Genomic DNA, 14,583 nt, shown 5'->3' with positions numbered 1-14,583 from the left:
GTCCGGGTCCGGGCCGACAGCATGGGCGACCTGCTCGTGGAGCCGCTGGACGGCCCGCCGGGCGGCCCCGCGCTGTGGCGGCTGGTCGAGGACGACCGCTACCGCTGGGCCCGGCACGGCGCCCCGGACGGCGTCGGCCCCGGCTGGGTGTCGCAGCACGCGCAGACCCCGGACATGGACGGCGACTTCCTCTACCCCGACTACGCGCTCGACGTCCACGACGACGAGGAAGAAGAGGAGGACGAGCACGACCCCGACGCCGGGACACCCCTCCCGCCCGCCGAGGCCGCCGCCCGCCTCGCCCACGCCGAACGGACCGTCGAGGCCGTGCTCTACCAGGGCCCCGACGGCCCCGAGCGGCAACTCCTCGTCCGCCCCGGCCTGCTGGAGCACGACCCGCAGTGGCTCGCCGCCGTCGTGGCCCCCGACCCGCGCGACCCCCGCGTCGGCCGGAGCAGGCAGCGCTACCGGAACCGGGACCTGGCGGTCTCCGCACTGACCGCGGAGACGGTCGCCGCCGCCCCCGACCCCGGCCGGGACGCCGAGCCGATGACCGCCCGCCGCTGGGAGATGCCGTTCGCCCTGCGCGCCGCCGCCGGCCCGGCCACCGCCGTCCTGCTCGCCGCGCTCGTCGTCCTCCTCGACGCCGACGGCTGGTGGAGCGGCCTGGTGCGCCCGCTGTGGGCGGGCTGCGCCTGGATCCTCTTCTGCGCCCGCCCGCTGTCCTGGCAGATGGTCGTCGACCGGGACGGCCTGCGGGTCGCCACGACGCTGCGCAGCCGCACCTACCGGTGGCAGGAGATCAACGCCGCCGCCGTGCACCGCAACGCGCTCACGATCCAGCTGCGCTCCGGCGAGGACGTCACCGTGGCGAGCCGCCCGGCGGCCTGGCTGGCCGGCCACTTCGGCGACCGCTGCGACCCCCGGGAAGTGGCCAGGGCCGTGGCCACCGCCGCCCACCGGCCCGACCTGCGGCCGTCCACCAGGCTGCCGGACCGGCTCGGCAGCCCGCAGCACGTCCTCAACCGGATCGCGCTGCTCGGCTTCGCCGCCTTCACGGTCGTCCACTACCTCGTCTGACCGGTACGGTTGGCGTCGATGAACACCAAGGCTGCTGAGGAGCTGCCGGCGGTCTCCGTGATCATGCCGGTGCTCAACGAGGAACGACACCTGCGCACGGCCGTCCGGCACATCCTGGAACAGGACTACGCCGGCCCGATGGAGGTGGTGATCGCCCTCGGTCCTTCCACCGACCGCACCGCCGAGATCGCCGCCGAGCTCACCGCCGAGGACCCCAGGGTCCGGACCGTGGAGAACCCCACCGGCCGCACCCCGGCCGGTCTCAACGCGGCGATCCGCGGCTCGCGCCACCCGATAGTGGTGCGCGTGGACGGCCACGGCCTGCTGACCCCCGGCTACGTCGCCACCGCCGTCCGGCTGCTGGACGAGATGGAGGCGGCCAACGTCGGCGGCATCATGCACGCCGAGGGCGAGACCGAGTGGGAGAACGCGGTCGCCGCCGCGATGACCTCCAAGATCGGCGTCGGCAACGCCGCCTTCCACACCGGCGGCCTGGCCGGCCCGGCCGACACCGTCTACCTCGGCGTGTTCCGGCGCGAGGTGCTGGAGAAGCTCGGCGGCTACAACGAGGAGTTCATCCGCGCCCAGGACTGGGAGCTCAACTACCGCATCCGCCAGGACGGCGGGCTGATCTGGTTCACCCCGCAGCTCAAGGTCACCTACCGGCCCCGGCCTTCGGTGCGCGCCCTCGCCAAGCAGTACAAGGACTACGGCCGTTGGCGGCGCGTGGTCACCCGCTACCACCGCGGCTCGGTCAACCTGCGCTACCTGGCCCCGCCGGCCGCCCTCCTCGGCGTCACGCTCGGCCTGGTGCTCGGCGCGGCCGTCCACCCGGTCTTCCTTGCCGCGCCCGGCGCGTACCTGCTCGGGATCCTCGGCGGCTCGGTGATCGAGGGCCGCGGCCTGTCCGCCAAGGCGAAGGCGCTGCTCCCGGTGGCCCTCGCGACCATGCACCTCAGCTGGGGCTTCGGCTTCCTCACCTCGCCGCGCTCGCTGGCCCGCAAGGTCATCGGCAGCACCGCCCCGGCCCCGGCGAACGTCCTCTCCGACGCCCGCTGACCGACCGCCGCCGGCCCGCTCTCGACGCTAAAGTCGTTCCCCATGGGGACGGTTGAGGGCGGGCCCGGGTCCGGCACGCGCATCGCGCCGAGCGCGGACGTGGACGAGCGGGCCGCCATCGGCCCCGGGACGACGGTCTGGGACCTCGCCCAGGTGCGCGAGCACGCGGTGCTCGGCGCCGACTGCATCATCGGCCGCGGCGCCTACATCGGCCCCGGCGTCCGCATCGGCGACCGGGTCAAGGTGCAGAACCACGCGCTGGTGTACGAGCCGGCCGTGATCGAGGACGGGGTGTTCATCGGCCCGGCCGTCGTCCTCACCAACGACCGCTACCCGCGCGCGATCGAGCCCGAGGGCCGTCTCAAGCGTCAATCCGACTGGCAGGCCGAAGGGGTGACGCTTCGTCAGGGCTGCTCGATCGGCGGCCGGGCCGTCCTGGTCGCCGGGGTGACGGTCGGCCGCTGGGCGCTGGTCGCGGCGGGCGCCGTGGTCCACCGCGACGTCCCGGACCACGCGCTGGTCGCCGGCGTCCCCGCCCGCCGCATCAAGTGGGTCGGCCGCACCGGCGAGCCCCTCCGGCCCGCCGGCGAGGGGCACTGGCACTGCCCCCGCACCGGCGATCGCTTCGTGGAGGCGGACGGAATCCTCACCCGCTTCCAACCGTCCTCGTAGGACGGCTACTTCGCGCACACGTCGGTGTCGTCCGCCTGCACCCGCTGGAGGTCCGTCGGGGCCGCCGTCGGCGCTGCGGACGGCGCGGCGGGCGAGGCCGGCGCCGCAACGGCGTCCTTGCCGAGCACGAGCACCAGCGGTCCCTTCGCGGCGGCCTTCGGGTCCGGCCGGGCGGCGTCGCCGGGCAGGCCGAGGGCGGCGGCCAGGGCGGCCGCCGCGTCCTCCTGCCCGGCCGGGTAGGAGATCGAACTGGTCGCCGCGGCAGGCGCGTTGGGGCCCGTCGCGGCCTTGGCGAAGCCCTTGGCCCGGAGCTTGTCCACGGTCGCGCCGGACTGGCCCGGCGCCCCGCTGCCGTTGCGGACGGTCACCTGGACGTCCTTCGGGTCCACCGCCGGAGCGGCGGGCGTGCCCGGTGCGGCGGCGGTCGTCTCCGGCGCCGCGGTGGCGGCGGTGGCGTCCTGGGTGGTCTCGGTCAGCGAGCGGTCGCCCGCGATCATCGAGAACAGCTGTCCGGCGTCCGGCTGTTTGAGCACCAGCCGGTTCTCGTCCTTCGGGTCGTCGAGCACCGGCACGGTGGCGAAGGTGATGTTCTTGGTGTCCACCTTGCCGATGTCCAGCGCGAGGTCCTTCAGCTTGTCGACGCTGCCGATGCCGGAGTCGACGGTGAGCGCCTTGGTGGCGGCGTCCGCGAGCTTGTAGAGCTTCGCGGGGTTGGTCAGGGTCCCGTCGCTCTTGATCTGGCGGATCATCGAGCTGATGAACTGCTGCTGGAGCGGGATCCGGGTGAGGTCGCCGCCCAGCCCGACCCCGTGCCGGGTGCGCACGAACGCGAGCGCCTCGTCGCCCTGCACGACGTGCCGGCCCTTGCTCATCCGCAGGTGCGACTTCGGGTCGTTGATGTCCTTGGCGGCGCACACCTCGACCCCGCCGACAGCGGTCGAAAGCGTCTTCACCGCCTCGAAGTCGACCTGGACGAAGTGGTCGACCCGGATCCCGGTGACCTTCTCGACGGTCTTCCAGGAACAGCCCGGGTCCCGCCCCTCCTGCCCCAGGCTGTTGTTGAACATGTCCCGCGCGGAGCCGGGTATGCGCTTGCCGTCCGGCGCCTGGCACTCGGGGATCGGCACCATCAGGTCGCGCGGGATGCTGATCACCGTCGCGTTGGAGCGGTCCTTGGCGACGTGGAACAGCAGCGTGGTGTCGGCGTGCCCGGAGCTGCCCGCGTCGCCGTAGTCGCTCCCGAGGCCCTCGCGGCTGTCGGTGCCGAGCACGAGGATGTTGAGCGCGTCCCCGGCCGCTTTGGGCCGCTCGGCCTCGTCGCCCAGCTGGACCTTGACCGAGGTCAGATTGCTGTTGAAGTGCTGGTAGAGGTAGTACGCCCCGCCGCAGCCGGCCGCCATGACGAGCGCACCCGCCCCGGCCGTCCACTTGAGCGTCCGGAGCCGGCGCCGGGTCCGCTTGGCCGCGGCCGCCCGTCGCTGCGCCGTCCGATGGCCCTGCCCGCTGTACTCACCGGTTTTCGGGTTGTCCTTCTGCACGGGCTTCCCTACGTCCGGCGGGTCACGGGGTGCGGCACACCTGGGCGATGGGCCGATCCGGACACAGTAGACGAGCCGAACGGGGGAATTGTTCCGGGTATGATGTCCGTCACATGAAGGTAATAGGAACGTAAAGCCCGAAGGGGCGGATCAGTGCTGCGCGCAGGCGTCCACGTCGGCCGTGCGCCCCTCGAAGGTGGGCGAGGCTCCGGCCGAGGGCGAGGCGGAGGAGGTGGCCCCGGCGGCCCCGTCCGACGCGGGGGAGGCCCCGGCCGTCGGCGAGGGATCCACGCCGGGCGGCCGGACGGTGATCCGCCGGTCGTCCCGCAGCGCGGCGAACAGCTGGTCGGTCTGCGGCTGCACGAACTCGTCGCGGTCCGAGTCGAAGCGGTACGGGCGGCGCGGCGCGGTCAGGAACACCACGTCCGGCGAGGGGATGCCGCGCAGGTCCTGGGTGAGGTCGTAGAGCGCGCCGAGCGAGGACAGGCCGCCGTCCGCCTTGACCGAGGAGGTGGCCGCGTCCAGCACCGGCCACAGCTTCGCCGGGTTCAGCAGCACGCCCTGCGACTGCACCTTGCGGATCAGCGCGGCCAGGAACTGCTGCTGACGGCCCATCCGCTGGGTGTCGCTGCCGTCGCCGAGGCTCTCCCGGGCGCGGACGTAGCCGAGCGCCTGCTCGCCCTGGAGGGTCTGCCGCCCGGCCGGCAGGTCGAGCTTGGCGTCCTTGTCGTGGATCGGCTGCGGGACGCACACCTCGACGCCGCCGATCGCGTCCACCATCGTCTTGAAGCCGCTGAAGTCGAGGATCACGTAGTGGTCGATCCGGATGCCGCTGAGCTGCTCGACGGTGCGGATCGAACAGGCCGGACCGCCGAGTTCGAACGCCCAGTTGAACTGCATGAGCGCGGGCTTGCTCCGGGTGCCGTCGGGCTTCTCGCAGGCGGGGACGGCGACCATGACGTCGCGCGGGACGGAGACCGCGGTCGCGTGCTTCCGGTCCGCCGCCAGGTGCAGCAGGATCGTGGTGTCCGAGCGCTGGGTGCCGGCCTCGCCGCCGTAGGCGCCGTTCGCGCCGGAGCGGTCGTCGCTGCCGATGAGCAGGATGTTCTCGGCGCCCTTGGCCCCGGCGGTCCGGCTCGGCCGCTCCGCCTCCAGCCGGGCGAGCAGCTTGTCGGTGGCCGTGTCCGTCCGGATGTTCCCGTCGAGCTTGCGGTAGGCGATCCAGAGCAGCACGCCGGTGGCGACGAGCAGGAACGCGACGACGCCGGCGGTGATCATCAGCCACCGCCGGCGCCGACGGGGGCGTCCGGGTGCGTTCGGGGGAGTGCCGGTCGGGGTGTGTGCGGTGTCGTCGTCCTCGGCCATGGCAGGGATCCCTACCCGCCGGGCCGGCGCCGGGGGTTACCCGAGGCGCAGTGTCACCCGTTCGGATTCGGCCCGCTTCTCCCACTGCTCGGCCGTCAGGCCCTGCGAGTTGCGGCACAGCACCACCGAGGCGCCGGCCGCGAGCGGTGCCAGCAGGCCGGCCTCCAGGCCCGTCCAGTCGTCGTACGACAGCGTGGACATCACCCGGTCGCCGGGGTTCAGCCCGAGCCGCACGGCGCCCTCGCGGGCCAGGGCGACGGTCTGCTCGCCGGTCAGCTTCAGCGGCAGCCCGTCCACGCCGGTCTCCAGGGCGGGCGCGTCCGGGGTCACGGGGGAGTACGGCGCGAAGCGGTCGCCCTGGCCGGGCACTTCGGCGGCGTAGTCGAGGAAGCCGTCCGGGCGCTGCGGGAAGCGGCCGCCGAGCGGGCGCAGGGCCAGCGCGACCCGCTCGCCCTCGCAGGCGTGGGCGGACTCCAGGCCGTCCGGGCCGCTGACCACCAGGTCGGCGGCGGCGGGCTCGCCGCCCGGCACCGCCGTCACCCCGACCGACCAGCAGGCCAGCAGCCAGACGGCGCTCTGCCAGTGGGCGGGCAGGAGGAGGGCGGCGCGGTCGCCGGGGCCGGCGTTGAGCTCGTCCTGGAGCAGGTTGGCCGTCTTGGCCACCCAGTTGTCGAACGTCCGGGCGGACAGCTCCACCCGTTCGCCGGTGGCGTCGTCGTAGAAGGTGACCAGCGGGGCCGCGGGATCGACCGAAGGGGTGCCACCTCGCAGGTATGCGTGCAGCAGCTCGACGGGGGTGCGGGCATCGGCAGCGAAAGGCGCAGTCATGGTGCGCCCCAGCCTACGGCCTTCGGGTGTGACCCCGGGAGGGGCGCCGGGCTCGGTGCGGACTGCGTGGCGAACCTCCGGGTTTGCGGCGACCATCCGGTTTATGCGCCTCCCCCCGGCCCAGTGAGGCCGACAACGGGCGCCCTTTAACCTCCGGCGCACCGCGCATCCCCTATGAGGCCCGCCCGCTCCCCACCAGCCCCCTCAGCTCCTCCGTCAGAGCCGCCGCCAGGTCCGGCCGGAGGTCGTACCGCGCGGGCGTGCTCTGCAGCAGCGCGATGCGCCAGCCCGCCCCCGCGTTCACCGCGATCACCGTCTGCACCGAGTTGAGCTCCGGCGCCACGTCCGCCGTCCCCGCCGGCACCAGCCCGGCGACGGCGTCCAGCTGGGCCACCCCCGCCCCGAGCCCCCGGACGCGCCGTATGGCGGCCACGTACCGGGGCGTGGCGTGGTCCGCGAAGATCCGGCCGAGTTCGGCGGCGATCGCCGAGCGCCCGCGGTGCCGGGTGCCGTCCCAGCCGATCACCTCGCCGTCGGCGGCGAACGGCCCGGCGAAGGCCGAGCCGTCCCGCTGGTTCCACCCGCCGAGGGCCCGGTCGTAGAGCGCCCGCACCGCGCTCTCGTCCGCGGGGGACAGGTCCGGCAGCCGCGTATCGTTCATATCCCCATGGTCGGCGAAGGCGGCGGAGGAGGCGACGCGGTGACGGGCGGCGAGTCGGTGCGGCTCTGGCGGCCGGGCTTCCCGCTGGACGCGGCCCGCACGCTGCTCCCGCTGCGCCGCGGCCCGGCCGACCCGTCGTACCGGACGACCGGCGACGGCGCGGTCTGGCGGGCGTCGCGGACCCCGGCCGGGGTCGGGACGCTGCGGGTGCTGTCCCGTCCGGGTGCCGGTGAGGTGGAGGCGCGGGCGTGGGGCCCGGGCGCCGGGTGGCTGCTGGACCGGCTGCCCGCGCTGCTGGGCGCGGAGGACCACCCGGAGGACCTGGTGCTGCCGCCCGGCCCGCTGCGGGACGCCCAGCGCCGGACGGCGGGAGTGCGGCTCACGCGGACCGGTCTGGTGCTGGAGTCCCTCGTCCCGGCGATCCTCGAACAGAAGGTGACGACCGACGAGGCCTACCGCGCGTGGCGGACGCTGCTCCGGGACTTCGGCACCCCGGCACCGGGCCCGGCCGAGGGCATGCGGGTCGCGCCGTCGGCCCGCGAGTGGGCGCTGGTGCCGAGCTGGGAGTGGCACCGCGCGGGCGTGGACCCGAAGCGCTCGGCGACGGTCGTGCGGGCGGTCCGGCTGGCGCCGCGCCTGGAGGAGGCGTCCGCGATGGACCACGCCGAGGCCTTCGCCCGCCTGACGGCGGTGCCGGGCGTCGGGACCTGGACGGCCGCCGAAACGCTCCAGCGCAGCAACGGCGACGCGGACGCGGTCTCGGTCGGCGACTTCCACCTGCCCAACCTGGTCGGCTGGGCCCTGGCCGGCCGCCCCCGCAGCGACGACGCCCAGATGCTCGCCCTCCTGGAGCCCTACCGCCCCCACCGCCACCGCATCTGCCGCCTCCTCATGTCCACCGGAGCCCACGCCCCCCGCTACGGCCCCCGCCTGACCCCCAACGACCACCGCGGCCGTTGACCGAAAGCAGGACTACGCTGAGTGTGTGATGGATGAGCTGAGTGTCAGTGAAGTCGCTGCTCAACTCGCCGAGGTACTCAGCAGAGCGGAAGCAGGCCAGAGCACCGTGATCGTCCGCAGCGGCGAGCGCGTGGCAGCGGTCGTGCCGATCGAGCTCCTCGATGCGATTGACGCCGCCATAGACCAACTCGCCGCCCGCGAGGCCGGGCAGCACCGAGGCGACCCCACCGTCAGCCTGGCCGAGGTTCTGGCGGACCTGCTCGAACCGTTCGCCGGCTCGACACTGGCGACGACCGAGCCGGAGTACCCCTTCCGGACCGATCCGATGGGCGACGAGATCGATAGCATGCCGAGGTTAGAAGGCGGCGGTGGGTCGATCCTGGCCGATATCGACCGGCATATGGAGGAGTTCGGCCGCTGACCCGTCTTCCTACCGCACCGCGATGAAGGCGTCCGCGCTGCGTTCCGGCCGTTCGCGCGGGGCCTCCGCCGGGCGGCCGATGGCGATGGCGCCCATCGGGTCCCACCCCTCCGGCAGGTCGAGGGCGGCGCGGACGGTGTCGCGGCAGAACATGGTGGACGAGACCCACGCGGAGCCGTAGCCCTCGCCGGTGAGGGCGATCAGCAGGTTCTGCACGGCGGCGCCGGCGGCGACGGTGAACATCTCCCGTTCGGCGGCGGCGCGCCGCGCGTCGGGGTAGTCGTGCGAGCCGTCCATGACCAGGCACGGCACGACGAGGTAGGGCGCGTTGCGCAGGACGTCGCCGCGCGCGGTGCGGCGGGCGATCTTCGCCTCGTCCCAGCCGTCGAGTTCGCGCAGGTCGCGCCGCCAGGCGTCGAGCATCGCGTCGAGCAGCCGGGTGCGGGTGCCGGCGGACTCCAGCAGGACGAACCGCCACGGCGTCGTGTGGTGCGGGGCCGGCGCGGTGACGGCGGCGGCGACGGCGCGGCGGACGGCGCCCGGGTCGACGGGCTCGTCGGTGAAGGCCCGGACGGTGCGCCGCAGGGTGACGGCCGCCCGCAGGGCCTCGGAGGTGCCGAGCCGGAACATGTCGTCGGTGGCGCGGCGCACCAGCGGCCGGGTGCCCTCGCCGTCCTCGGCGGTGACGAGGTGTCCGAGGCCGCGCACGATCGCGACCGGTACGCCGCTGGCCTTGCCCTTCACCAGGTCGGCGGCGGCGGCGAGTTCGTCGGCGGTGGCGGTGACGGTCAGCACGAGCTCGTTGCCGTGGCTGTCGGCGCGCCCGCGGTGGTCGTCCAGCACGGACAGCCCGGCGGCGCCGATGGCGACGTCGGTGAGCCCGTTGCGCCAGGGCCGGCCGAAGGTGTCGGTGACGACGACGGCGAGCCGCCGCCCGGTGAGCCGCTGCAGCGCGGCGCGCAGGGCGCGGGCGGAGGCGTCGGGGTCCTCGGGCAGGAGGAGGACGGTGCCGGGAGCGGTGTTGGAGGCGTCGACGCCGGCGGCGGCCATGACGAAGCCGTTGCGGTTCTCGACGATCCGGGCGGGCCCGCGCCGGGCGACGACCCGGACGGTCTCGGCGTCGATCGCGGCCTCGCGGTCGGCGGCGTGCAGGAGCCTGCCCTCGGCCTTGCTGACGATCTTGGACGTGACGAGCAGGACGTCGCCGTCCTCGTACGTCCCCGCCTTGGCGATCAGCGCGCCGAGGTCGGCCCCGGCCTCGATCTCCGGGAGCCCCTCGACCGGAAGGATTTCCACGGTCACGAACGGACCTGCTCCGCGAGCGCCAGCGCGGCCCGTGCCATCTCGGCAGTGGCGTCGACGTCGGTCATCAGCAGCGGGACGGCCCGGCAGGCGATCCCGGCGGCCTCGACGGTGCTCACGGCGCCCTCGTCCGCGGTGTCGACCAGCCACCCGTCGATGAGTCCCGAGCCGTAGTTGAGCGCGACCGCCTCCGCCGTGGCCTCGACGCCGACGGCGGCGAGCACCTTGTCGGCCATGCCCCGCACCGGCGCCCCGCCGATGATGGGCGAGAGCCCGACGACGGGGGCGGGCGCGGCGGCGACGGCCTCGCGGATGCCGGGCACCGCGAGGATGGTGCCGATCGACACGACCGGGTTGGACGGCGGGAAGAGGATGACGTCCGCCGAGGTGATCGCCTCCAGGACGCCGGGCGCGGGCTTGGCGGTGTCGGCGCCGATCGGGATGATCGCCTCGGCGTCGACGGCCGCGTGCAGCCGGACCCAGTACTCCTGGAAGTGGATCGCCCGGGTGCCCTGCTCGTCGGTGATCCGAACGTGCGTCTCGACCCGGTCGTCGCTCATCGGCAGCAGCCGCACGCCGGGCTTCCAGCGCACGCACAGCGCCTCGGTGACCTGGCTGAGGCTGTACCCGGCGGTGAGCATCTGGCTGCGCACGAGGTGGGTGGCGAAGTCGCGGTCGCCGAGCCCGAACCACTCGGGGCCGACGCCGTACTCCTTCATCTCGGCCTTGATCGACCAGGTCTCGTCGGTGCGGCCCCAGCCCTGTTCCTCGTGGATGCCGCCGCCGAGCGTGTACATCACGGTGTCGAGGTCGGGGCAGACCTTCAGCCCGTAGAGGTGGATGTCGTCGCCGGTGTTGCCGATGACGGTGATCTCGTCCTGCGGGCCGACCGCCGCGAGGAGCCCGCGCAGGAAGCGCGCCCCGCCGATTCCGCCTGCCAGTGCCACGATGCGCATGCGCCCATCCTGCCACGGCCCGACTGTCCGTCAGCCCTCGGTCAATGCGTCCCGGCCTGCGCCGCCCGGCCCTGCGCCGCGCCCTGTTCGGCGTGCTGCTCGGCGTGCTGCTCGGGGACGGCGTTCGCGCCGCCGTACTGGTTCATCTCGGTGAGGCCAGGGCTATAGAGGTGGATGGAGACGGCCGGCTCCAGCGCGCCGTTGACCACCTCGTGCAGGTAGCCGGAGGAGAAGACCCTCTGCCCGCCGGGGCGCAGGGCGCGGGCGCCCTCGCCGGCGTGGGTGAGGGAGCGCTCGACGAGCTCGCCCTGGACGACGGTCATGACGCCGGAGGAGGCGCCGTGGTCGTGGAAGCCGCTGCTCTGCCCCGGCAGCCAGCTGAGCAGCCACACCTCGTAGCCGGGGCCGGTCTCCAGCCGGGCGTACCAGCGGGTGAGCGCGTCGTAGCGGACGAGCGGCTCCCAGCGGGCGCGGTCGGCGGCGATCTCGCGGACCAGCCGGGCGTAGCCGGCGACGGTGGTGGGGTGGGCCGGCAGGTCGGTGCGGGCGAGGTGCGGGAAGGCGAGCGGGTCCCCGGCGATGGAGACGTCGGAGAGGCCGTCGCTCCACCCGCCGGTACGGACGCCGGTACGGACGGCGGGGGTGAGTCCACGGCGGGCGGTCTTGTTGCGGTCGCGGTTCCGCTTGCGGATGCGGGTCGTGCGCACGGGTGTCGTCCTCGGATCGGCGGCTGGTTCGTCAGGGATCAGCCGGATCCGGGATGTCCTGGGGCGGGAATCGCGGGCGGCCTCTGTGTTTCCTGGGGGCGGCGCGCGGTGGGACGCGTGCGCCTAGATACAGCAGGAACAGAGGCGACAACAAGAGTTCACGGCGCGGCGGAGCGTGGAACCGCTCCGGGGGCTCATGGACTCTGACATAGGGGAAAGGAGACCGCATCCGTGGGGCTGGTGTCAAACCGGGAGATGCGGCATTCGGGTGGGTTCGGTCTGGAAGTACCGGATGGGGTGATTCATCACCGTCTATGTTTCGATGGGAAGATCGCCGGGAAGGCAGGGCGATGACCGGCCTGTGATGGTGACCGAGCGTCACTCGGCGGATGGTTGCGGATGGTTCGACACTGTCCGGGGCATCCGGGCGAAAAGTCCGATGTGTCCAGATATGTACACTATTCGTAACGGCTTGGTGCCGGGGAGTGAATCCTGGCTCCAATACCAGAGCTCGGCTTGACTGAGCCAGAGTGACGCAACTGTAATTTCACTCGTGTCGTCGGCCGCACGAGGCAACGGCAACCACGGGGACGCCAAGTAGGGGCAGAGGAGGCGCGCCACATGAGCGAGCTCTTTGAGCTGTTGATCGGTGACGGCATCGCGGAGGACGAGGAGGAACTCGGCTGGCAGGAGCGCGCGTTGTGCGCCCAGACCGACCCCGAGTCCTTCTTCCCCGAGAAGGGCGGCTCCACTCGCGAGGCCAAGAAGGTCTGCCTCGCCTGCGAGGTCCGCTCCGAGTGCCTGGAGTACGCCCTCGCCAACGACGAGCGCTTCGGGATCTGGGGCGGCCTCTCCGAGCGTGAGCGCCGCCGGCTCAAGAAGAGCGCGGTCTGACCCGGGGCCGGTCCGGCCCGGAAGCGCGGTCCCGGCGGCACGGCCCGCAGCCCCCGCCGATCCTCCGGCAGCGGAGGACAACCACACAGCTGTACGGGCGCCTCACCGCGGTGGTGGGGCGCTTTCGCGTGTCGGGGCACGGTCCGGGGCCCGTCCTTCACCGTCCCCGCACGGGCACCGTGGACGGAGCCGCAACCCGGAGCCGTTAGTGTGGTGCGCCATCCGGTTGCCGTTCACCGGCTGTGTCCACCGAGAACTGGGGCCCGCGCACTCGATGACCGTCTACAGCCACCAGAGCGGCTTCACCGCTGCCAGGCCGCCCGCCTATCCGCGCCACCTGGTCACCGCCGTGATCGTCTCGCACGACGGCGCCCGCTGGCTGCCGCAGGCCCTGGCCGGCCTGCTCGGCCAGGACCGCCAGGTCCAGCGCGTGCTCGCGGTCGACACCGGATCCACCGACAACTCCCCGCAGCTGCTCGCCGACACCCTCGCCGACTGGCTGCCCGAGAGCGGCCCGCTGATCCTCGGCCGCCGGGCGGGCTTCGGCACCGCCGTCGCCGAGGCCGTCTTCAACAGCCCGCCGCTGCGTACGGAGGACCTCCCGTACCGGCTCGACCCCTCCGGCTACGACCCGGTCACCGGCGGCTGGGACGACTTCGGCGACCCGCTCGCCCAGGAGGACGACCTCGGCCGCGGCGGCCCGCGCGAGACGCAGCCGGTCGAGTGGCTCTGGCTGCTGCACGACGACTGCGAGCCGCAGACCGACGCGCTGCGCCGCCTGCTCCAGGTCGCCGACTCCACCCCGAGCGCCGCCGTCGTCGGCCCCAAGCTGCGCAGCTGGTACGACCGCCGCCAGCTGCTGGAGGTCGGCGTCACGATCGCCCGCTCCGGCCGCCGCTGGACCGGCCTCGACCGCCGCGAGCAGGACCAGGGCCAGCACGACCAGGTCCGCCCGGTGCTCGCCGTCTCCTCCGCCGGCATGCTGGTGCGCCGGGACGTCTTCGAGGAGCTCGGCGGCTTCGACAAGGCGCTGCCGCTGATGCGCGACGACGCCGACTTCTGCTGGCGCGTCAACGCCGCCGGCCACCGCGTGGTGGTCGCCCCCGACGCCGTGCTGCGGCACGCCGAGGCCGCCAGCCGCGAGCGCCGCGCCATCGACTGCGGCGCCTCCCACCCGCACCGGGTGGACAAGGCCGGCGCCGTCTACACCCTGCTCGCCAACTGCAAGGGCGCGCTCTTCCCCTACGTCCTGCTGCGCCTGGTGCTCGGCACCCTGGTGCGGGCCGTCACCAACCTGCTGGGCAAGGACCCGCGCCAGGCCTTCGACGAGCTCACCGGGCTCGGCCACGAACTCGTCCGGCTGCCACGGCTGTTGGCCGCGCGCAAGCGCCGGGCCCGGACCAGGGCCGCCGACGCCCTAGACGACCGCACGCTGTTCCCGGCGCCCGGCGCGACCACTCGGCTCGCCATCGAGGGCGTCATCAGCTCGCTCGGGATAGGGGGCGCGGACGACTCCGTCGGCCGGCACGGCTCCGCCGAGGCGGGCGGCGACGACGACGCCGAGGACCTCGTCGTCGAGCAGTTCGCGCTGATCAAGAAGCTCGCCCGGCGCCCGGCGCCCGTCCTGTTCGCGGGCCTGCTGGTGTTCGCCCTGGTCGCCTGCCGCGGCCTGTTCGGCAGCGGCATGCTGCTCGGCGGCGCCCTGCTGCCGGCCGCGGACGGCGCCGGCGGCCTCTGGTCGATGTACGCCGACGCCTGGCACCCGATCGGCACCGGCTCCACGGCCGCCGCCCCGCCGTACCTCGGCGTGCTCTCCGTCCTGTCCTGGGTGTTCTTCGGCCACGCCGACCTCGCGATCACCCTGCTGCTCTTCCTGACGGTGCCGCTCGCCGCGGTCAGCGCCTACCTGGTCTCGCGTCCGCTGCTGGACTCCAAGCTGGTCCGCGCCTGGGCCAGCGCCACCTACGCGCTGCTGCCCGCCGCGACCGGCGCGCTCGCGCAGGGCCGCCTCGGCACCGCCGTCCTCGCCGTCCTGCTGCCGCCGCTGGCCCGCGCCGCGGCGATCACCGCCGGCCTCGGCATCCGCGAGGAGAGCGCCGCCAAGGGCGCCCGCCCGGGCTGGCGGCCGGTCTGGATGACC

Annotated in this window: 14 protein-coding genes; 7 read left to right on the top strand and 7 right to left on the bottom strand. The window is 73.9% G+C overall.

The window, feature by feature from the left end; translation table 11 throughout:
- From AB0O00_RS16370 to AB0O00_RS16360, 3 genes are all read left to right on the top strand, one after another.
- Positions 1-1,080, top strand: a 1,080-nt coding sequence (locus AB0O00_RS16370) for a hypothetical protein (RefSeq protein ID WP_363652265.1), incomplete at its 5' end; no start/stop codon positions are given.
- 18 nt (positions 1,081-1,098) lie between these two features.
- Positions 1,099-2,139: a glycosyltransferase family 2 protein gene (locus AB0O00_RS16365; protein WP_363652263.1), complete on the top strand. Its 1,041-nt coding sequence runs from the start codon at positions 1,099-1,101 to the stop codon at positions 2,137-2,139.
- A 42-nt stretch (positions 2,140-2,181) separates the two neighbouring features.
- On the top strand, positions 2,182-2,811 hold the full coding sequence (locus tag AB0O00_RS16360; RefSeq protein ID WP_363652262.1) for an acyltransferase: 630 nt from the start codon (positions 2,182-2,184) through the stop codon (positions 2,809-2,811).
- A 5-nt stretch (positions 2,812-2,816) separates the two neighbouring features.
- Here AB0O00_RS16360 and AB0O00_RS16355 read toward each other — a convergent pair whose 3' ends face one another.
- From AB0O00_RS16355 to AB0O00_RS16340, 4 genes are all read right to left on the bottom strand, one after another.
- Positions 2,817-4,349, bottom strand: coding sequence for an LCP family protein (locus AB0O00_RS16355; protein ID WP_363652260.1), 1,533 nt, complete (start codon positions 4,347-4,349; stop codon positions 2,817-2,819).
- Between the two features lie 150 nt (positions 4,350-4,499).
- Positions 4,500-5,714 (bottom strand): LCP family protein, encoded by a 1,215-nt coding sequence (locus AB0O00_RS16350; RefSeq protein WP_363652258.1) that lies wholly within the window; start codon positions 5,712-5,714, stop codon positions 4,500-4,502.
- A gap of 36 nt (positions 5,715-5,750) precedes the next feature.
- Positions 5,751-6,542: a TIGR03089 family protein gene (locus AB0O00_RS16345; RefSeq protein WP_363652256.1), complete on the bottom strand. Its 792-nt coding sequence runs from the start codon at positions 6,540-6,542 to the stop codon at positions 5,751-5,753.
- Between the two features lie 172 nt (positions 6,543-6,714).
- Positions 6,715-7,203: an SgcJ/EcaC family oxidoreductase gene (locus tag AB0O00_RS16340; protein ID WP_363652255.1), complete on the bottom strand. Its 489-nt coding sequence runs from the start codon at positions 7,201-7,203 to the stop codon at positions 6,715-6,717.
- Positions 7,204-7,209: 6 nt separating this feature from the next.
- Here AB0O00_RS16340 and AB0O00_RS16335 point away from each other — a divergent pair, with 6 nt between their 5' ends.
- Together AB0O00_RS16335 and AB0O00_RS16330 are read left to right on the top strand one after the other, a co-directional pair.
- Complete coding sequence (locus AB0O00_RS16335; protein ID WP_363652253.1) at positions 7,210-8,163, top strand: DNA-3-methyladenine glycosylase 2 family protein; 954 nt, start codon at positions 7,210-7,212, stop codon at positions 8,161-8,163.
- A 28-nt stretch (positions 8,164-8,191) separates the two neighbouring features.
- A complete protein-coding gene (locus AB0O00_RS16330) occupies positions 8,192-8,584 on the top strand; it encodes a type II toxin-antitoxin system prevent-host-death family antitoxin (protein WP_363652269.1) in 393 nt (130 codons plus the stop codon).
- Between the two features lie 9 nt (positions 8,585-8,593).
- Here AB0O00_RS16330 and AB0O00_RS16325 read toward each other — a convergent pair whose 3' ends face one another.
- The 3 genes from AB0O00_RS16325 to AB0O00_RS16315 are packed head-to-tail and all read right to left on the bottom strand — an operon-like array spanning position 8,594 to position 11,423.
- Complete coding sequence (locus tag AB0O00_RS16325; protein WP_363652251.1) at positions 8,594-9,886, bottom strand: coenzyme F420-0:L-glutamate ligase; 1,293 nt, start codon at positions 9,884-9,886, stop codon at positions 8,594-8,596.
- Positions 9,883-10,842: a 2-phospho-L-lactate transferase gene (gene cofD / locus AB0O00_RS16320; protein ID WP_363652249.1), complete on the bottom strand. Its 960-nt coding sequence runs from the start codon at positions 10,840-10,842 to the stop codon at positions 9,883-9,885. The genes AB0O00_RS16325 and cofD overlap by 4 nt, the downstream gene beginning before the upstream one ends.
- 41 nt (positions 10,843-10,883) lie before the next feature.
- The gene (locus AB0O00_RS16315; protein WP_363652267.1) at positions 10,884-11,423 is read right to left on the bottom strand and encodes a cysteine dioxygenase family protein; all 540 of its coding nucleotides are present in this window, start codon (positions 11,421-11,423) and stop codon (positions 10,884-10,886) included.
- 747 nt (positions 11,424-12,170) lie between these two features.
- Here AB0O00_RS16315 and AB0O00_RS16310 point away from each other — a divergent pair.
- Entirely contained in the window at positions 12,171-12,443 is a 273-nt protein-coding gene (locus AB0O00_RS16310) for a WhiB family transcriptional regulator (RefSeq protein ID WP_030062195.1), read from the top strand.
- Positions 12,444-12,717: 274 nt separating this feature from the next.
- The coding region (locus AB0O00_RS16305; protein ID WP_363652247.1) for a glycosyltransferase family 2 protein at positions 12,718-14,583 on the top strand (1,866 nt) is incomplete at its 3' end.

It is taken from the genome of Kitasatospora sp. NPDC093558, assembly GCF_040683475.1.
Lineage (GTDB): Bacteria > Actinomycetota > Actinomycetes > Streptomycetales > Streptomycetaceae > Kitasatospora.
The sequence above is the reverse complement of the archived record's forward strand: the minus strand, read 5'-3'. Positions and strand labels throughout refer to the sequence as shown.